At 34.1% G+C, this 18,140-nt stretch carries 19 protein-coding genes, 2 pseudogenes and 1 riboswitch; of the genes and pseudogenes, 13 read left to right on the forward strand and 8 right to left on the reverse strand.

Annotated features, from left to right (window positions below):
- The 8 genes from RUH74_RS03895 (at position 1) to RUH74_RS03930 (ending at position 6,921) form a co-directional block, all read left to right on the forward strand.
- A complete protein-coding gene (locus tag RUH74_RS03895; RefSeq protein ID WP_313798945.1) occupies positions 1-819 on the forward strand; it encodes an SPL family radical SAM protein in 819 nt (272 codons plus the stop codon).
- A gap of 96 nt (positions 820-915) precedes the next feature.
- Positions 916-2,160, forward strand: a complete 1,245-nt coding sequence (locus tag RUH74_RS03900) for an MFS transporter (protein WP_313798946.1) — start codon at positions 916-918, stop codon at positions 2,158-2,160.
- A 14-nt stretch (positions 2,161-2,174) separates the two neighbouring features.
- Entirely contained in the window at positions 2,175-3,443 is a 1,269-nt protein-coding gene (locus RUH74_RS03905) for an ATP-grasp domain-containing protein (protein WP_313799037.1), read from the forward strand.
- 296 nt (positions 3,444-3,739) lie between these two features.
- Positions 3,740-4,621: a helix-turn-helix domain-containing protein gene (locus tag RUH74_RS03910; RefSeq protein ID WP_313798947.1), complete on the forward strand. Its 882-nt coding sequence runs from the start codon at positions 3,740-3,742 to the stop codon at positions 4,619-4,621.
- Between the two features lie 40 nt (positions 4,622-4,661).
- Entirely contained in the window at positions 4,662-4,850 is a 189-nt protein-coding gene (locus tag RUH74_RS03915; RefSeq protein WP_313798948.1) for a hypothetical protein, read from the forward strand.
- Between the two features lie 317 nt (positions 4,851-5,167).
- A complete protein-coding gene (locus RUH74_RS03920) occupies positions 5,168-5,626 on the forward strand; it encodes a 2-thiouracil desulfurase family protein (protein WP_313798949.1) in 459 nt (152 codons plus the stop codon).
- Between the two features lie 250 nt (positions 5,627-5,876).
- Positions 5,877-6,290, forward strand: coding sequence for a hypothetical protein (locus RUH74_RS03925; protein WP_313798950.1), 414 nt, complete (start codon positions 5,877-5,879; stop codon positions 6,288-6,290).
- Positions 6,291-6,384: 94 nt separating this feature from the next.
- Positions 6,385-6,921 carry a GNAT family N-acetyltransferase gene (locus RUH74_RS03930; RefSeq protein WP_313798951.1) on the forward strand — a complete coding sequence of 179 codons (537 nt, stop codon included), beginning with the start codon at positions 6,385-6,387 and terminating at the stop codon, positions 6,919-6,921.
- Between the two features lie 365 nt (positions 6,922-7,286).
- On the opposite strand, the gene RUH74_RS03940 is transcribed toward RUH74_RS03930, so the two are convergent.
- On the reverse strand, positions 7,287-8,327 hold the full coding sequence (locus RUH74_RS03940; protein ID WP_313798952.1) for a DUF3231 family protein: 1,041 nt from the start codon (positions 8,325-8,327) through the stop codon (positions 7,287-7,289).
- Positions 8,328-8,492: 165 nt separating this feature from the next.
- On the opposite strand from RUH74_RS03940, the pseudogene RUH74_RS03945 reads away from it, so the two are divergent.
- From RUH74_RS03945 to RUH74_RS24220, 4 genes and pseudogenes are all read left to right on the forward strand, one after another.
- Positions 8,493-8,663 (forward strand): annotated as a pseudogene (locus tag RUH74_RS03945) (GNAT family N-acetyltransferase); the annotation flags it as partial.
- Positions 8,664-8,767: 104 nt separating this feature from the next.
- On the forward strand, positions 8,768-9,517 hold the full coding sequence (locus RUH74_RS03950; protein ID WP_313798953.1) for a 2-phosphosulfolactate phosphatase: 750 nt from the start codon (positions 8,768-8,770) through the stop codon (positions 9,515-9,517).
- A gap of 257 nt (positions 9,518-9,774) precedes the next feature.
- On the forward strand, positions 9,775-10,125 hold the full coding sequence (locus RUH74_RS03955; RefSeq protein ID WP_313798954.1) for a VOC family protein: 351 nt from the start codon (positions 9,775-9,777) through the stop codon (positions 10,123-10,125).
- A 559-nt stretch (positions 10,126-10,684) separates the two neighbouring features.
- Positions 10,685-10,801: pseudogene (locus tag RUH74_RS24220) on the forward strand (excalibur calcium-binding domain-containing protein); the annotation flags it as partial.
- A gap of 199 nt (positions 10,802-11,000) precedes the next feature.
- On the opposite strand, the gene RUH74_RS03965 reads toward RUH74_RS24220, so the two are convergent.
- From RUH74_RS03965 to RUH74_RS03975, 3 genes are all read right to left on the reverse strand, one after another.
- Entirely contained in the window at positions 11,001-12,059 is a 1,059-nt protein-coding gene (locus RUH74_RS03965) for a phosphotransferase enzyme family protein (protein ID WP_313798956.1), read from the reverse strand.
- Positions 12,060-12,459: 400 nt separating this feature from the next.
- Entirely contained in the window at positions 12,460-13,782 is a 1,323-nt protein-coding gene (locus RUH74_RS03970; protein WP_313798957.1) for a TrkH family potassium uptake protein, read from the reverse strand.
- Positions 13,783-14,442, reverse strand: a complete 660-nt coding sequence (locus RUH74_RS03975) for a potassium channel family protein (protein WP_313798958.1) — start codon at positions 14,440-14,442, stop codon at positions 13,783-13,785.
- Positions 14,443-14,566: 124 nt separating this feature from the next.
- A riboswitch (cyclic di-AMP (ydaO/yuaA leader) is annotated at positions 14,567-14,716 on the reverse strand.
- Positions 14,717-15,519: 803 nt separating this feature from the next.
- Between RUH74_RS03975 and RUH74_RS03980 the strand changes: the two genes are divergently transcribed.
- Positions 15,520-16,155, forward strand: coding sequence for an NAD(P)-dependent oxidoreductase (locus tag RUH74_RS03980; protein WP_313798959.1), 636 nt, complete (start codon positions 15,520-15,522; stop codon positions 16,153-16,155).
- A gap of 748 nt (positions 16,156-16,903) precedes the next feature.
- Here the strand turns inward: RUH74_RS03980 and RUH74_RS03985 are convergent.
- The 4 genes from RUH74_RS03985 to RUH74_RS04000 are packed head-to-tail and all read right to left on the reverse strand — an operon-like array spanning position 16,904 to position 17,943.
- Positions 16,904-17,140, reverse strand: coding sequence for a hypothetical protein (locus RUH74_RS03985; RefSeq protein ID WP_313798960.1), 237 nt, complete (start codon positions 17,138-17,140; stop codon positions 16,904-16,906).
- A gap of 44 nt (positions 17,141-17,184) precedes the next feature.
- Entirely contained in the window at positions 17,185-17,418 is a 234-nt protein-coding gene (locus RUH74_RS03990; protein WP_313798961.1) for a hypothetical protein, read from the reverse strand.
- 11 nt (positions 17,419-17,429) lie between these two features.
- Entirely contained in the window at positions 17,430-17,684 is a 255-nt protein-coding gene (locus RUH74_RS03995; RefSeq protein WP_313798962.1) for a hypothetical protein, read from the reverse strand.
- A complete protein-coding gene (locus RUH74_RS04000; protein ID WP_313798963.1) occupies positions 17,677-17,943 on the reverse strand; it encodes a hypothetical protein in 267 nt (88 codons plus the stop codon). Before RUH74_RS04000 ends, RUH74_RS03995 begins: the two co-directional genes overlap by 8 nt.
- Positions 17,944-18,140 lie beyond the last annotated feature (197 nt).

The raw sequence follows: 18,140 nt of genomic DNA on the forward strand, positions 1-18,140 counted from the left end.
ATGAAATGTGAATTATTCTACAAAAGCCCGAAAACCATTCTGAATAAAGGGACTGGCTTTCTTTCTGGATATACTCATTCGCTAAATCCTTATACAGGCTGTTCATTTGGGTGTTCCTATTGTTATGTACGCGAAATGCCTGTCTCTCTTTTTCGAGAAGGGGAATGGGGACATTGGGTCGATGTTAAAAACGGAGCTGCGAATTTATTAAAAAAGGAGCTCCATCGCGCTAAAGCCAAAGGGAATGTAACCATTTTCATGTCATCAAGTACAGACCCGTATCAACCAATAGAGCATAAGGAAAAAGTGACGCGATCATTACTTGAAGTAATGGCAGAAGATCCCCCTGACTTCCTATTCGTACAGACTAGAAGCCCACTTGTGAGCCGTGATATCGATTTGCTGCAGATTTTTAAAGATAAAGTTCGGGTAAGTATGACAGTAGAGACTGATAGGGAAGATATTCGCAAGCATTTTACGCCCCATGCTCCCCCAATTCCAGCAAGGTTTAAAACACTCCAGCTGCTTGCTGAATTCGGGATTCCTGTACAGGCTGCTATCGCACCTGTATTACCAAGCAGCGAGCAATTTGCCGAAAGATTGCGTCCCTTGGTTAACCGAGTATGTATTGACGATTATTTTATGGGGGACGGCAGCGGTGGGAAACGAACACACAAAATGGGCTTACAAGCGTTATATAGAAATCTGGAAATGGAAGAATGGTATCATCCATCCGTCTATCAAATGGTTTATAAACGCATGCGGCAATATTTTTCGGAAGATGAACTTTTCATTAGCCAGAAGGGGTTCGAACCCTAATGGTATGTATACATCAAGTCTTTATTTTTGTTTCGCCTGAACCAACTTATATCAATCGTAAACTTGAAAATTTTTAAAATATGAACGGGGTTTATTATGAAAAATAACAAACATTTTAATTTTTACAAGCTTTGGCTAGGACAGTCTATCAGTTTGTTAGGCACCCAGTTTACAGTAGTTGCTTTGCCTCTTTTTGCATTAGAGGTGCTAGAAACAAGTGAGGCGAATGCTGCCATGCTTCGTGGGATTATATTCATCCCCTACCTAATTTTCGGATTAGTAGCCGGTGCTTTGATAGACATCCTACATAGAAAAAAGGTTTTGCTAGTTTGTAGTATATGTCAAGGCGTTTTATTTTTATCAGTATTCATACTGACTGTAACAAATATAATAACGTTTCCTATATTAGTGCTTCTCATGTTTATAAATGGCATATTTACTACGTTTTACAACATTGCCATTCCTTCTTTCTTACCGGAAATAGTAACAGATAAAGACAACTTAAAAAAAGGAAATGCTCAGCTAGCCCTTTCGGAGTCTCTTTCTATAGTAATTGGTCCTATGCTAGCAGGAATCGTTATTACTCTAGTTGGATTAACAGGCTTATTTACTGTTGATGCAGTAACGTATTTTGTTTGTTTTGTGTGTGTATTATTTATTTCAAGGTTTAAACCGCATACAGAAGGTTCTTTAAAAAACATAAATATAAAATCGATATATAAAAACATATATGAAGGTTTGATCTATTTTAAAAACCACCCTGTATTGGAACCGATTGTAAGCTGTGGCGCTGTGTACGGTTTTTTTAAATACATACTAAATAGCATTTTAGTCATATTTCTTTATAAGGTAATGGGTCTATCTGAACTTGAAATAGGCTTTGTTATAGGTTCGGCAGCGGTGGGATTTTTAATAGGCAATACGATCCTCGTAAAAAAAAGTCGGCAAATGAATCATACTAAAATGCTTATTTATAGCGCTGCTGTATCAGTTATCGGTTTGTCCTTAATACCGATAATGGGATATTTGGGAACTGTTTACGGGATAGTAGCTGCAAGTATCATACATGGTGTGGGAGAAGGGGTATTTGGCCCTTACGCTGCAACCATAAGACAACTTGCCTCACCAAATCACATGCTAGGCAGAGTAAATGCTGTACAGCGTACGCTTAATTGGGGAGCGTGGGCATTGGGAAGTTTTGCTAGTGCATTTTTAGTTTCTATATTTGGGCTTCAAACTACGTTATTTATAGGGGGCTTCGGAACAACATTGTGTTTAATCGTGTTGTTAAGGCGAGGTATATCAAAAGGAACCAACATTGAATATATGAGTTCAATTTAGTGGAGATGATAATGATGGATAAGTTTTCAAAAGGAACTGACATAGAAAATACACCACACGTTTTATTTATAGGGGGATGGACAAAGCCTATACAAGATGCTTTAGACAGGGGATATACAGTTTCGTATATAGGGCCTTACACTACACACATATATTTCGATGGAGCGATCATAGAAAAGTGTTTCTATAAAAAAGAAATAGACACAACAAACATACCTGTGTGTGTATACTATGCGGAAGAATTGTACAATGAGAGACCGTTTGATGTGGTAGTATCTTTCAACGAAGCAGCCTTAGATACGGCTTGCATCATTGCAAAGATATTTAATGTGAAAGGACCTTCCTTCAATGCTAATATGATAACCCGCAATAAAGACATGATGCGTGAAATTCTAGCGGGCAAAGACTTTTCGATCGATTCGTTCGTTTGCAATAACATTAAAGACATGGATGAATTTTTGAACAAAAAAGATAGTTTGATAATAAAGCCCCCGATTGGTGCAGGTGGCAAAGGAGTATCTAAGCTAGACATAGGAGATGACGTAGAGGGGTATTTTAAAGATCATGGTATTCAACTACCTATTTTAGTGGAAGAGTACGTTGAAGGTGACGTAGTTTATACGGTCGAAGCCGTTTCTTATAACAAAAAACATTCTGTACTAGCTATATCAGCAGAAATATTTAAAGAAGATACGTTTTTAATAAACTATACTATGATGCCGGCACCTATAAATGAATCTCAAAAAAAATTAATAATTGAAAAAGTCATGCTATTTTTGGACGACATCCAACTGGAAGCCGGCATTACTCATACAGAGGTAAAGATGGACAAACAAAATAAGCCAATCATTATAGAGTCTCAAGTCAGGATAGGCGGGGGCAATATTTGGAAAATGGTCGAATTAACAACCGGCATCTCTCAATTTGGATATTATTATGATGCGTTAGCTACTAAGACGATAGATGAATTTAGATGTGTACCTTCAAAATGTCAAGCGATGTCTTTAAGCTTGATTCCAAAACCAGGCTGCTTAAAAGAAATCAAGTATAAAGGGTTAGCAAACATATCCGAGGTTGTATTAATTGATCTATTAGTTAAAGAGGGTGAAACCATACCAACTATTGTAGACAGTACAGGGCGCCAAGGATATATCTTATTTACGGCTAATGATATCAAACATATGTACGAAGTTGCAGAAAAAATATGTGACAATATAACATTTGTTTATCAGGATTTGTCAGAATGGAAGCCATCATTTAAAAAAATATTTTTAAAAAAATAACTTCAATTGAATCAGATTTTAGAACATTAAAATAAGAAGAAGCACACTCGTTTTAGTGTGTTTTTTCTTATTTTTATTGGGATTTTATTTTTAAGTGATGGATACTAAAATCGAAAACCCTCTTTCAAAATTATATAAGAAAAGAAGGGAACAGCCCTAAACCATATGCTTCATTCAAAAATTAGATGTATGAATCAAATTCATATAGAAAGATTAAAGAAAGTGACAAAGTTTGACATGTTAAATAATGAGCCTATGATAAAATTAAATAGATTAAAATCGAGGTGATGTTGATAATGTCAAGTGTAATGGGATATGGAGAAGTTTTACATGATCTAAGAAAATACAAGAAAATGTCAGTGAAAGAATTAGCTTCAGGAATATGTACAGAAGAAGAACTAATCCAATTTGAAAAAGAAAAACAGTATCCGAGAATTGACCAACTTAATCATTTTGCTGAAAAGTTAAATGTGGATTTGAGTTATTTTTATGCTTTAACTTCTAACACGCCTCATAGTTACACGACTGCAATAATTAATTTAATCAACAAGTATAAAAGAGAACGAAATTACCATGCCATTCAAAATATAATTAAAAGGGAAGAAGGTAACCCTCTTTTTAATGATACCTCTCTTAAACAATATCTAGTATGGCACCAAGGTATATGTGTTTATTATCTAGATAGCAACTTTGACAAGGCAATAAATATTCTGTATTCTGCAATCGATTTAACCAATCCATCTAGAAAGAATCTCACAGAAAGAGAAATTGAAGTATTAACAAGTATTGCTATTCTTTTTAATGAAGAAAAAAATTACAGACATTCTATTACTTTACTTGTTGAAGCATTAGCAGACTTAGACAAATTACCAAATATCGTTGATCCCAAATCAAAATTACGTGCCATGTTTGCTTTATCACAAGCTCTTACCTACATAGGCGAATTCGAAGAATCTCTTAAGTACAGTAAAAAAGGAATTGATCATTGTATTCAATATGAAACCCTTTATCTATTTTCTGAATTTTATTATCAAACAGGGGAGAATTTAATTGAATTAGGGGAAAAGGAACTAGGAACAAACTATATTAATACCGCTATTGATTTTTTGAGAATTCAAAATAATGAGCATCTTGCGAATTATATAGAGGAAGAACTGGAAAAACTTCTCAATAAGTGATAATATTATTACTATAGAAGATTAATTAGGAGGTGCTACATTGAAAAAAGTTCTTATCATTGGGGCCATAACACTTAGTATTTTCGGCTTGAATTCTGGTTCTGCAAGCTATGATCAAGCGGGAATCCCATCTCATCATGTAATTAAACCTGTAACAGAAGTTGCAGGAATTCCATCCCATCATAGTGCAGAACTAATCTCAACTTTTGGAATTCCATCTCACCATTAATAGAAAAAATAATAATCATTTTAAGTGGAAGCACCGCTAAACCTTTAGGGTTTAGCGGTGCATTTTTATTGACTGAAAGGAGGATATTCATTTTGAAAACAAAAGAAACAATCTATTTAACTTTAATATAATAATCAAAAGGTGAAAATTTTTTAGGTGTTGTGTAATGGTTCTTTACAGCTATCATACTTCCATAGTACTTCAAGATTCTTTTAATTATAAAAGGAAAGACTTTGTGAATAAATGCATTTAAACTATAGGGACAGTTTAGTACAATAAGGATGACAATGTATGATTTGATTTGAGAGGTGTAGTTCATGATTTTGGTCAGTTCTTGTTTAGCTGGATTAGAAGTAAGGTATAACGGTACACATAGTCTAGATCATAGAATAAGTAAATTAGTTGGAGAGAATAAAGCGGTTACTATCTGTCCTGAACTGCTTGGTGGATTTTTAACCCCAAGAGAACCTGCTGAAATAGTAGGCGGAGACGGAGGAGATGTACTGGATGGAAAAGCTAAAGTGGTTGAGAAATCTGGTAAAGACGTAACTGAACTTTACATAAAAGGAGCTTATGCTACTTTGGAAAAGGCCAAAAAAATAAACGCAACAGCCGTTGTTCTCAAAGAGAATAGCCCATCCTGTGGCAGTTCGATGATTTATAACGGTGAATTTAAGGGGAAGAAAATTGTTGGAAATGGAGTTACTTCAGCCTTACTTAAAAGAAATGGTTTACAAGTCCTTTCAGAAGAACAATTTATTGAAAATTTTCTTTAGTTATTCAATTGGCGGGCGCAATTCTGCAGCTAGAATTGCGCTCTTTGTTTATGTTAAGGCTCTATTTATTCTGAAAGAAGGGGAATCGTCTTTCTTCATGAAAGGGCCAGATGCTGGAGCAACTAAATTTAGAAAATTTCTTAAAATAATGGGATATGTGTATTATACCTGAAAAGAAATGATGAAATCAGAATAGTTGAATATCTGATTGGATTATTATGGTAAAATAAAATCGTAGAGGGGGGGAATTTTGAATAAAATATTGGTTCCGTTAATGACGTTATATCTATTGACTGGCTGTTCGAACATAACAGCAAAGAATAATGACTTACAAATTGCTGATGCTTTGATTTCTATCGGTGAAGTTAGTGGAACATTTGATAAGCAAAAAATAAATTATGAATTTACTATTAGTGGTAAAGGAAATGTATCTATCATTGATAACTCTATTGAATTTGTTTTAACGGACTGGACTAACGAAAAACTAATCGAACATAAAACGATAGAGAAAAGCTTTCATGAAGACAAGATACTAGTTAAAGGCTATGTAATTTTCGATTCCAAAGATTTAACGAAGAAGGATATTATAAAAAATGAACCATTTATAAATGGAGTTAAAATCAGGAATAAAAATGAAGAGGTAATCTTATTTAAATATGATTAACTTGCGAAGTCTGACACGTAAACTAACCTTTCTATATGTAAAGTCCAATTTAATCGAGGATTAACAAATATGGAATTTTTTAAGGGGAAAAAATATGTATATAAAAACGGAAAGATTAATTATACGTAATTTTGAATTAGATGATTGGAAAGCAGTACATGCGTATACTTCCAAAAAGAGCGTGATGAAATATATGCCAGAAGGTGTATTAACGGAAAAAGAGACAAAGGAGTTTATTAATAGAAATATAGGTGATTCAGCTGAGAAATTTGCAGTAATATTAGCTGATGAAGATATTTTAATCGGGCATGTAGAGTTCTTCAAATATTTTGGAGAGCACTCTTATGAAATAGGATGGGTATTTAACCCTGAATATTACAATAAAGGTTACGCAACGGAAGCTGCTTCTGCAATCGTAAAATATGGTTTTGAGGATCTAAAGTTACATCGAATTGTAGCTACATGTCAGCCAGAAAATATTCCATCTTATCGTGTCATGGAAAAAATCGGCATGCGAAGAGAAGGGTATTTTAAAAAATGCATCCCTCATGGGGATCAATGGTGGGATGAATATTACTATGCTATTTTAGCGGAAGAATGGGATAACCAAATGGTGTCTTCTCAATCGTAAGCTAGCTTATTGTAATGGCGTAAAACAAGAGATCATAAATATTGATTTTGTTTTTTCTTTCCTTTCCTATAAGAGAGAACTGTGCAAAGCGGTTAAGCCGAGATTGTGTATTAGTGAACTGCCCCCCAATTGTTTAACACAGTCCAGTAACCGGGGGCAGTTTGGGTAAGCGCTGGCAGTGTGCTAAATATCTTTCATATGTTTTTATTTTTTTTCGCATGAATATAATAAATGGTCTAAAAGGATGATAGGTAGTCTTTTCAATTGTCAAAATACAGCTCATTAATTTTATCAGGTGATAAATGTTCCTGAATAAGTAAACCAGATTCTTGTCGCGAGACCTAATTTAAAAACAGTGCAGGATGCTACTTCTTTTTTTTGAAAAGTGCTTTATGGTCGGTCGCCTTTGGTGGTTCTTCTAGATATGCATGTTTAATCATTATGTTCGCCCCGTCTTCCGCATACAAAGCAATTTCTGCAGAAAGTCTTGTATATGTAGCACTTAAGTCCATTCGTTGGCAAGTTCCTGCGGCCGTCCCGTAGTTTCCTATTCCTACAGCAATTAATGTAGTTGTATGAAACATCATTAACTTATCAGAAAATGGGGGAACCGTACTATCCGTTACGTGAGAATCCCAACTCATAGGTGCGGGAATATCTTCATTAGTTAAAGTTGAACCAAATTTCTTCATGTGCTTATTAGAAATCCCTATACCTTCTACAAAGAATTGCCTGACATCTTCATTCTTACAAACTTGTGCAAATGCCATCATCATTGCTTTACCCATTGCATTGGTTTGAATATTGATAAAAAGATGTGTGATTTCAATAGCTGTTAATGGACGTTTATGAGAACCTAAAAAATCAAATAGAAACCCTTGTTTGTTTATAAAGTCAACCTTATTAGGACTAGGTATTTGCGCTGATCGGACATATACACCTTTTGATAACAGGACTTTTCTTGACTTATCGTGTAATTCAGAAACGGAAATAAGTAAATTTCTAAAAAAGTTACTTACATCAGAACGTGCCGAAATACCAATTGCGACTCCAATACTCGCCATGGCAATTACCTCTAATTTTTGTATATACATAAGGATAAAAGTGTCCGAGAATAACCTTGGTGCATTCACATTTACATCTTTATCCGTAAAGCCGATTGGGATCGGATGATTTTCTTTAGTAAAAATCTCTGTAATAATTTTGAGGTCATTTTCTGCTATACTTAGTGAATTTTCTATTAAGGGAAGGATTTCTTTATCTTCACATATGCTTTTATAATACTTCATTACACAAACAGCTAAGCTATCGTTCATATATTGCGTCCAAAGAAAACCTATTTCTGAAGCAGTAAGAGGAATGTTATGTTCTGTCAATACTTTTTCATCCTTATTTGTATTTGTCATTCTACCCCTGTCCTCCTTAATATTGCCTAAACCCTTTCTATCTTTTTATGATGGTATTTAAACCCAAACATTATTCATTTTTACACTAATTCCTCCATGCTTTTTTACGGTTCAGTACCGCCATGATCGACTTAACACTTATCCTAATATCATCACCAAAAGAATTGGTCGGGTAATCATAGAATGGTCAAAGTAGGAGAAAAGCTTGGAATGACATTGGAAGCTAGACTTAGAAAATGCCGGTACTATAATGGAGAATATTATGACTCTATCAGAATGGGACTATTAAGAGAAGAGTGGGAACAATCCAAAGGAATAAAGGAGTCTGTAATTTAAAGGTCGATTTTCATATTTAGCTAACAGGGAGATTAGATCAAGAAGGAATGGTCCTTTATAAAATTGAATTGTAATGTGAATCTTTGTTTAGGATAGGTGGTTATATGTTTAATCAAGCTCCTTTTTCTTGTCGAGTAGAATGGGGCATACGCGGTGCAAGAGAAGCAGCCGAACGTGGTGACATTATTATCATAGTAGATGTTCTTAGTTTTTCATCAACTGTTATTTCAGCTTTAAGACAGGGAGCAATAATCTATCCTTATCCACCCAATTTAGACGGAAAGAGTTTCGCAGAAAAAATTGGAGCTGAATATATATTGGGGAGGGCTGAAGCAGCTAAAGCGGGAAAACCGACTTTATCGCCTGTTTCCTTTAAGAAAAAACATTACAATAAGAAGTACGTATTGTCCTCGCTAAATGGTGCATTTTGTACTTGGATGGCTGCTAAAGTTCCTGCTCTTTTAATAGGTTCATTACTTAATGCTTCAGCGGTAGCCTCTGTTGCTAATAAATTAAGATTACAATCTAAGGCAAATATTACTGTTGTCCCTTGTGGCGAACAGTGGAATGAGGTAAGAGAGCATGAAAATAGTCTTCGGCCATCAATTGAAGATTATTTAGGTGCTGGAGCCGTCCTTTCTTATTTAGAGGGTGAAAAATCACCAGAAGCCGAAGTATGTATAGGTGCCTTCCAAAATGCCAAAGAAAAAATCACTGAATTAATTTGGGAATGCGGAAGTGGAAGAGAGCTACGTCAAAAAGGATTTGAAGAGGATGTAAGTCATTGCAGTCGTTTAAATATTTATGAAGCAGTTCCAATATTAAATAATGACCATTTTGTATCGGCAAATTGATAAGTTATCAATGGATTAGTCAACGAACGGGGGCAAAACTTCAAATAGGAGTTTGCTCTTTTTTATTGAACTGAAAGGGGAATTTATTTGTTGCAAAATGTGCTTAAATGATCGGGTAGTTTTATCCTAAGTAGGATTACGCGCCTTTTTGATGAAATCATTCTACTAACGGTGCAATTTAGCTTAACAAGCAGGAAATACATAAACAGTAGAGAATTATCTCTGAATACGCGAAATTTATTTTTGGAGGTAGTCTTATGAATCCTATATTAAATAAAATCGGTACCATTTTTATTCCTGTTAGTAGTGTGGAAGAAGCACGTGATTGGTATTGTGACATATTAGGGTTAATAGCAGAAGGTGAAATACTTTATGGTCATTTATATATAGTACAAATGGATGGGACAGGAATTGTATTAGATAGCAAGATTTATTCAGAAGAAAATACTTTTAAAACACCACTTTTTCATTTTAACACGAACAATATCGAGCAAGCATATGAGTATTTGAAAAGTAAGAATGTCGAATTAACAACAGGAATTGAGCATAACCATTGGTTTAATTTTAAAGACCCTTATGGGAACCATTTAATGGTGTGTAAGTGTTAATGGGTCGCATAACTGTGTATCAGTTGGTGCGGATGATTAGGTGGAGGGGGATTTGTCCCAAAATCAGAAATCGTCTAATTTTACCTTTTTGATAAATAGTAGGAAAATTTTGGGCATTGTAGTAAAATGATGGCATGTTATTAAAATACTAGATAAATAGGAGGGGTTAAGAATGAATAACAAAAAGAAAACAATGGTTAGTATTTTTATAGTGTTTTTGTTGCTCTTTTCTTCAAGTGTGGCTTCAGCAAAAGTTATGTGGGGGAAAACCGAACTAAAAAAAGGACAAATTGGTAAAGTAACGATCCTGGCTAACGTTAACGCAACTAAGATAAATGACAATATATTAACACAGGATAAGAGTCTTAAAAAAGGTGAGGAATACCGAATATATAGTTATAGAGTAGTATCAGGTATAGGATACTATGGTTTAGGAGGAGGACTGTTTGTTCAAAAATCAGATAAAGTTAAATATGAAACTCCTTCAAAAGCGAAGTTAGCGCTACTAGAACAGGAAGATTCAATAAATGGTGATAATATTGATCCAAATGCACCAACATCATTCAAAAATTGTACTGAATTAAGAAAATACTATCCTAATGGTGTCCCTTCTGACCATCCAGCATATGAACGCAAACATGATCGAGACAATGATGGATGGGCTTGTGAAAGATAGAGATAATAATTAAACGAACGGAGCAGGTTAGCTGAATAAGAGGTTCAGGGAAATGAAGAAAAAGTAAACTCATTTGAAGTCAGTTAAACTAATTGAAAGCAACATTTGTTATCAAGCGAGCTAAAGCAATTTGTGCATAGCTCGCTTGAACGTTACTTAAAAGTAACAATGAATGTTAAATTCGTTATACGCTCCGTACCTAAAATTCAAATGGTGCATCATTTGAATACATTTCATGAAAGAATCCCTTATACGGAATGTCGTCCTCCAAACACTTTACAAGATACATGAACTCCTTGTCACACACTGGATCGTTTTCAGTATTCTTCATTCTCTCATACTTGTCTACGATATTTTCCATAATAGTTGCGTTAATAAATACTGGTAATTTATTTAACATATTGTCAGCGATATCGGTTTCAGACCTATACCCCTCAAGAATGATAGTAAAGTAATCTTTCATAAATTTTCTGCGTTTTTTAGGATCTGGCTCGAATTGAATCCACCCAACCCCTTGTGTCCAAAGGTCAGCGAGGTCATACATATAATAGCCAAGACAAGAATTATCAAAATCATACACCGTAATTTGCCCATTATCAAAGTCTATTGAATAATTCCCGTCATTATAATCAAAATGAATCATACCGAAATTTTCTCTGCTTTTATTGAAGTTTTTCAGTGTTTTAATAAGGTCTTTCAGTTTCGTTTTAAGTAAAGATAGAGTATCGGGTATCAACTCATCGATGTAGTTTTCATTATATTTGTCGAAAAAATTATATCTGCTATGAACAGGAGCATATTCTTTTGATAATTGATGCAGTTTACCAAGGGTTTTTCCACAATTATAATAATATTCAGTTATTTCAACACCTTCTCGGTATTTATAATTGTTTTCCACAAGCCTTTTTCCTTTTGCTTTTTCAAATAAGCTGGCAAAAAACGTATGGCCGTTATAGGATATTTTTTCAAGAATATTCCCGTTTAATGAAGGGATTACATTTGAAACACTGCCACCATGATTGAATAGGTAGTTTATATATTCTAATTCACCGAGATAATCTTCTAGGCGCCTGTCGTTTAAGTAAGAAATCCTAAGTATTTTTGTTTTTGATCCTTCTTTTTCACAAAGATAAACGAGATTTCGTCCTCCCTCGTGTGGGGAAATCAGTCCAATTCGATATTCTTCCAATCCATATAATTTTGAAATGGCTGAGAGCAAAAATTCATCACAAACTTTAATCACTTCATTCCGGTTCATATTTTCCTCCTTGTTTCTAGGAGGGTTAAAGTATAGTCCCCCTCCTATTTGCTGTAAGATTAACCAATACTGTATTTTTCATAAAAGTCACCCTTTTTTCAAAATGAATAGTATATAAGTTTTTACCTTATATGAATCAATTATGTCAGACTCCCCACTGTACTTCCACACTAATTTATTGCCTCCTCAATAAGTTTTCGTCATGTGAAAATACAAAGATATTTAGTCAATTTCAAAATTGGCTGGCTGATTATGAAAGTAACTAGATGACTAGGAGGAATTTCCTTAAATTTATTGTCATACACGATAAACGAAAAAAAGAAGACACTCGAATTTATTTTTTCAAATGTCTCATTCTAGTGTGGGACTATTTATCTTTGTCACTCAGAAATTAAAATTATTAACCTGTTAGAATATCCTCACTTGGGTATCGAACTTTTTCTTGTTGAGGTTTTGCTAGTGAAAAGGCTAAGGTTAAAGGTCCTAATTTACCAAAGAACATGGTAAACACAATTATTATTTTCCCGAAGTTTGACAGTTCTCCTGTTATTCCCATCGACAACCCTACTGTACCAAAAGCTGAAATCACTTCAAATAATAGTTTTAGAAAGGGCTCTCGTTCTGTAATATTTAATAGTAATACATTTAAGAAAATAAACACATTACTTATTGTCAAAATGGCAAGTGATCGAAAAATGACCTTGTCTTTAATGGATCTATTCGCTATCTTAATTTGACTCTTTTCTCTTAAAAAGGTCAATACAGCTAAAACAATGACTATGAATGTTGTCAGTTTAATTCCACCACCGGTTGAAGCACTACCGGCTCCAACAAACATTAATAGTAACATTAGTGTAATTGTTCCTTCTTGTAAATTCGCAATATCAAGTGTATTAAACCCTGCCGTACGAGTAGTTACTGCTTGGAAATAGGATGCCCAAATTTTATCGCCTAATGATGACAAAGAGCCTAAAGTGTTGGGATTACCGTACTCTAAAAAGAAAACAATAATCATTGCAAAAAGGTTTAGAACAAAAGTGCCAACAATCATCAGTTTTGAATGGAGACTTAATTTTTTATAATTACGTTTATGCCATATATCCGCTAATACTGTAAAACCAATCCCCCCGATAATAAATAGGAAAGTTATTACTATATTCACCAATGGATCTCCAACATATTGAATCAAACTATCAGGCCATATTGAGAATCCTGCATTATTAAAAGCTGATATAGAGTGAAAAAAGCTATAATACATCCCTTTTCCCCAGCCATACTCTGGTACCCACCTAATAGCTAAAATAAGCATGGCAATGATTTCTATCGTAAACGAATAGATAAATAAGTTTCTTACTAATTTTATTATTCCACCAATAGATGTTTGATTTAGAGCGTGTTGAATGATCAATCTTTCTTTAACCCCAATTTTCTTTCCTAGCATGATAAAAATGAGGACAGCAAATGACATGATACCCAATCCGCCGACTTGAATAAGAAAGAGAATGATTAATTGACCAAAGGCAGTATATGCTGTTCCGGTATCGACTACAGCAAGACCAGTCACGGTCATAGCCGAAGTTGCTGTAAACAAAGCATCAATCCAACTAACAGAATTAGTCGTTGCCATAGGCAGTTTTAATAACAGTGTTCCCAATGTAATAAAAACAAGGAACACAAGTATCAGTAACTGAGAAGGGGTTAATCGAATATACATAAACTTCATTTAAACACCTTCTTTTTCAAAGAGAGAAATCGCACGATTGTGACCGATAACAATTAAAATATCATCTTTATTAATCACTTCTAAAGCGGAGGGAGAGACAATAAATGATCCATGACGCTGTATCCCAACAATCGTACATCCATAATTTGCACGTACATTAAGATCACCTAAGCTGCATCCATCAATCTTCTTTGTTGCCACAATCTCAACCATACTGTGATCGTTTGATAACTCGATAAAATCAATCATTTTATCTGTTACAATATGATGGGCAATCCTTTTTGCTACATCACGTTCTGGATGAATGATTTTATCTACTCCAACTTTCTCAAGTACTTTTGAGTGATAATCATTTTTAGCTTTTGCCCAAACTTGTGGAACACCAATTTCTTTCAAAATCAGTGAAGTTAATATACTTGATTGCAAATTATCCCCAAAAGAAACAAATGCATGATCGACATTTCGAATCCCAAGCTGGCTTATAATCGTTTCATCAATCACTTCTGCACAAACTGCATGTGTTGCATATTGGATATATTCATTAACCTTTGCTTCATCTTTGTCGATTGCTATTACTTCAATGCCCATATCATAAAACTCCTTAACGATTGTACCTCCGAAACGTCCTAAACCGAATACGGCAAATGATTTTTTTGTCATCTTAACCTTCCTTATCTCGATTTCATTAGGATTTGCTCCTATTAGGAAACCACAATAACTTTTTCCATTGAAAAAAAGACCACAGGGGATTACCCCGTGGTCTTTTTTAGATCACAAGTTTGAATCACCCTCTCCCATAACGCTTACGAAGTTAGCTGTCGGATTCGGGTCAAGAAGTAACCCTACCTTCTAATTCAGGATTCACCCCAAGTAGCAATAAAGATTGCTACAAAACTGGTTCCCCCGTTCCATACGGATTCAGCGATAAAGATGATTTATTAATTTATGAAAGATATATTACTCCGTTTATTTAATGTTGTAAAGACAAATTTAGCATAAAAATAATCATAAGCTTAGTAAAACATATAATCAGCTTATGATATTTATTGCATGATTAACCACTTTAAAAGAAGTTAATTTTATTTAAAAAAATTGAGGGAATGTCATGGCATAAGATATTTTGCAATTAGGCCAAATTATTGAATAACGAACTTGATCAAAATTAGATAGTTATGTTCAAATAAAGAAGACATTGTTTAACCGAGTATTTAACTTAAATGGTCAAACGAGGGTGCTTTATTTTAAGACCCAGCTGCCGATTCAGGTGATTTTCTTATTCAACTAACGAATTCGGATAATATTTAAAATATATTGGAGGGGAGTGCAAATTTTTGAATATCACGTTTTTCGTTATCATAATTATTTCCTTCCTTGTTTCAGCTCTAGCTTGTATTCGGATAGTAAAAATAAAGCAAAACAAATGGTTAGGGATGTTAGTTTCCTTTTGTATAAATACACTTATCTTATCGGTAGCAACAATCGTTCTTTATAAGTTAGATGTTCAAATGTTTCATAAGCAAACCGAAGGATTATTCAGAAATTTAGGTATTTTAGTTTTAGTATTTTTTATTCCTATTCTTACATTCATCAATTTCTATATCCTTGAATTTGTGAGAAGTAGAATGAGTCACTCGTAAAATTCAAACGAATCTTGTTCAACTAACGGGTGTGTTTCGTAGAGAAACTTAAATGGAATGTACACGTATAGATACTATTATGTTTATCAGGAGGGATATTATGAACAATCCTTATAAGATTGCTATTATCGGTGGGACGGGGAAGGTGGGACGTCGTATTGCTCTTAAAGCGTTAGAGAACGGGTATCAAGTTCGTATGCTTGTTAGAAATCCAATAATGTTAACTTTTGACGATAGGATAGAGATCGTAGAAGGGAATGTACAAAATTCGGAAGATATTCATAAACTATTAAAAGATTGTCAAATAGTTATTAATACATTTGGTCAACCACTAAAAGAAAAACAGATTTATAGCAGTGTAACTGAAACAATCCTTCAGATTATGGCTGATTTACAAATTGAACGTTATATTGGTGTTACAGGTGGTTCTCTAACTATTGCTGGTGATAAAAAAAGCCTTATAAATAGAGTTGGGGCAAAAGTATTTGAAATCGTTTACTCTAATATGATGATTGATAAGAAAAATGAGTGGCATATTCTTAATGAAAATAATCTAATTAAATGGACCCTAATTAGGCTTCCATTTATAGTTGAGGGGGAAGAAATAGGAAATATTAAAGAAAATCTTAGAGATATGCCAGGTACCAGAATAACTAATGGAGATATAGCGACTTTTATCATTAACCAAATTAAAAATCCTAAGTATGTACATAGAGCACCATTTATCTCAAATTAATTATAATATCTTCTTCAATTTCTTTGTAATTTCAGCATGTAGTCCAAATGAGGGTGATTCTAATGATTTATCAGGCGTATTTCGATTAGAGGGTATACATTTGAATTCCGGCAAAAAGGTTTCTTTATTAGTAGACTCAAATACTAAAAAAAGTATATGAATCTAAAATGAAAAGGAATTTGCGGAGTTAGTTATTGAAGTTAGTGAATGAAGTAAAAAAATCTTGTAAGTATGTAGGGAGTTTCTGACCATTTCTTCCTACGCAAAATTACGTTATAGAGATAATGATCTTATCTTTAAAAGGAAAAACCTCGCGCGGGTGCCTTTGGTATTAGTGTGAGTTTTTTTGTTTAAAATAAAATAAAAATAAACGGTGAAGGAACTACACCAAACAGCTTCACCTACCCTTTGACTTAAAAGAAACGGAGGAAGAAGATACAGTAAAAAATGGGATATGAAATGGAGGATTATCTGAAGGATTTAATCAATTTTTCATGTTAAAAGATTAAAAGTATAAAATGGTCATTAATCGGTTAATGGGGAGTGTTGAGGGCTGTTCTTTCACATTCTTCGGGCGGTTTGGGAAGACCCTCAGCGCGTTAAACACCAGTGGGGTCTCCCTGAATTGGCTTTTCGCACAGATGTCTTCCCCCTATCATTTATTCAGCACCGTTTTTCAAGAAATTTTAACATAGCCCAATAATAAGAAAAGACACTCTCTCATATCATATGGATGTAAAACCTAGTATTAAAAACCACTATTTTTAATGGAGTTACTATCGCTCACATCTGGATCAATTACAGTACTGCCTGGAAAATTGACAGGCGATAAGTCCCCTATTTGTTCTCCAAAACCCTGATTTCTCTTATAGCTCACAAATGTATCAATCGATTGTAATGTACCCATGTTTCCTATCGATCCGTTATCGATGGAATTCACTTTAAAACATAAGACATTGATTGCCATTGGAGAAACGAATATCATGTAAACACTCCCAATGTAGTAAATTTATAAACTAAGGCAAAAGATTATAAGTTGCTCGATTTAAAAGACGTAGAGTCAATTAAATTCATGTCTGATACCCAAGAAGTTGGTAATAGGATAGGAGATAAGTCTCCGATGTGTTCTCCGAATCCTTGGTTTCGTTTATAGGAAACAAATAGATCTAAATGCTGGCTTGGTCCTAGGTTAACAACTGCACCATTGTCAACAGAATTAATTTTAATTCCTAGGATGTTAAGTGCAGAAGGTGCAAATCTCACTGTATCACTCCTCATAGACCTGGTAGTTTGGCCGTCGATTCAAATGACGAGTTGGAATCAAGTTGATCTCGGTCGTCAACAGAACTTTTTGTTCCTAGAAAGCTACTGCTATCTCCAAAATTTTGGCCATACCCCTGATTTTTTTTGTCTGAATTATGCCAATCAGCCAATAAATTTTGCCCAACATTTATGGCCGATGCATTCTCGAAAGAGTTCACTTTAATAATATTGATCTTAATATTAATATAAGGAACCGAATCAGCCATAAAATTCTCCTAAATTTTTTTTCCTTTTAGTGTGATAAATTTTTTGTGAAAGACTGTCTTGAAGCTCATTATCGAAGGTTGAAGTAATAGAGAACGCATGTAGGGTATTATCAGCCAACTGCTGGCCGAATCCCTGGTTTTTCTTTGCACTTACATTTCTGTTTTTTATCATTGTTGAATCTAATGATAATACACCTAAATGGTCTGCACCATTTACTTTTATTTCTTTTATATTTATCGTGCTTGGTAAAAAGTTCATAAAGTAAATGCTCCTTTCTTTGTATATCCCGGATACTAAAAGCCTATGTCCCGTACAAAAAACTTATGTCTAATAACAAATAAACCAGCTAATTTCCTCAGCCTCAGTTAATCGTGGCAGCGATATTTTTGTATTCATGTAGTTTCTTTCCCTTTACTATTATTTATTAAATTTTTTTAAACAAATTCCATTTTTAT

Source organism: Cytobacillus sp., assembly GCF_032154635.1.
In the GTDB taxonomy this organism is placed as follows: domain Bacteria; phylum Bacillota; class Bacilli; order Bacillales; family Cytobacillaceae; genus Cytobacillus.

Bases quoted from the DNA above. Each gene is read 5' to 3' on its own strand.
- RUH74_RS03900 (WP_313798946.1), top strand. From the start codon at position 916: ATGAAAAATAACAAACATTTTAATTTTTACAAGCTTTGGCTAGGACAG.
- RUH74_RS03985 (WP_313798960.1), bottom strand. From the start codon at position 17,140: ATGATATTCGTTTCTCCAATGGCAATCAATGTCTTATGTTTTAAAGTG.
- RUH74_RS03955 (WP_313798954.1), top strand. From the start codon at position 9,775: ATGAATCCTATATTAAATAAAATCGGTACCATTTTTATTCCTGTTAGT.
- RUH74_RS03895 (WP_313798945.1), top strand. From the start codon at position 1: ATGAAATGTGAATTATTCTACAAAAGCCCGAAAACCATTCTGAATAAA.
- RUH74_RS03950 (WP_313798953.1), top strand. From the start codon at position 8,768: ATGTTTAATCAAGCTCCTTTTTCTTGTCGAGTAGAATGGGGCATACGC.
- RUH74_RS03980 (WP_313798959.1), top strand. From the start codon at position 15,520: ATGAACAATCCTTATAAGATTGCTATTATCGGTGGGACGGGGAAGGTG.
- RUH74_RS03965 (WP_313798956.1), bottom strand. From the start codon at position 12,059: ATGAACCGGAATGAAGTGATTAAAGTTTGTGATGAATTTTTGCTCTCA.
- RUH74_RS03995 (WP_313798962.1), bottom strand. From the start codon at position 17,684: ATGGCTGATTCGGTTCCTTATATTAATATTAAGATCAATATTATTAAA.
- RUH74_RS03920 (WP_313798949.1), top strand. From the start codon at position 5,168: ATGATTTTGGTCAGTTCTTGTTTAGCTGGATTAGAAGTAAGGTATAAC.
- RUH74_RS03905 (WP_313799037.1), top strand. From the start codon at position 2,175: ATGGATAAGTTTTCAAAAGGAACTGACATAGAAAATACACCACACGTT.
- RUH74_RS03930 (WP_313798951.1), top strand. From the start codon at position 6,385: ATGTATATAAAAACGGAAAGATTAATTATACGTAATTTTGAATTAGAT.
- RUH74_RS03975 (WP_313798958.1), bottom strand. From the start codon at position 14,442: ATGACAAAAAAATCATTTGCCGTATTCGGTTTAGGACGTTTCGGAGGT.
- RUH74_RS03970 (WP_313798957.1), bottom strand. From the start codon at position 13,782: ATGAAGTTTATGTATATTCGATTAACCCCTTCTCAGTTACTGATACTT.
- RUH74_RS03940 (WP_313798952.1), bottom strand. From the start codon at position 8,327: ATGACAAATACAAATAAGGATGAAAAAGTATTGACAGAACATAACATT.
- RUH74_RS03910 (WP_313798947.1), top strand. From the start codon at position 3,740: ATGTCAAGTGTAATGGGATATGGAGAAGTTTTACATGATCTAAGAAAA.
- RUH74_RS04000 (WP_313798963.1), bottom strand. From the start codon at position 17,943: ATGAACTTTTTACCAAGCACGATAAATATAAAAGAAATAAAAGTAAAT.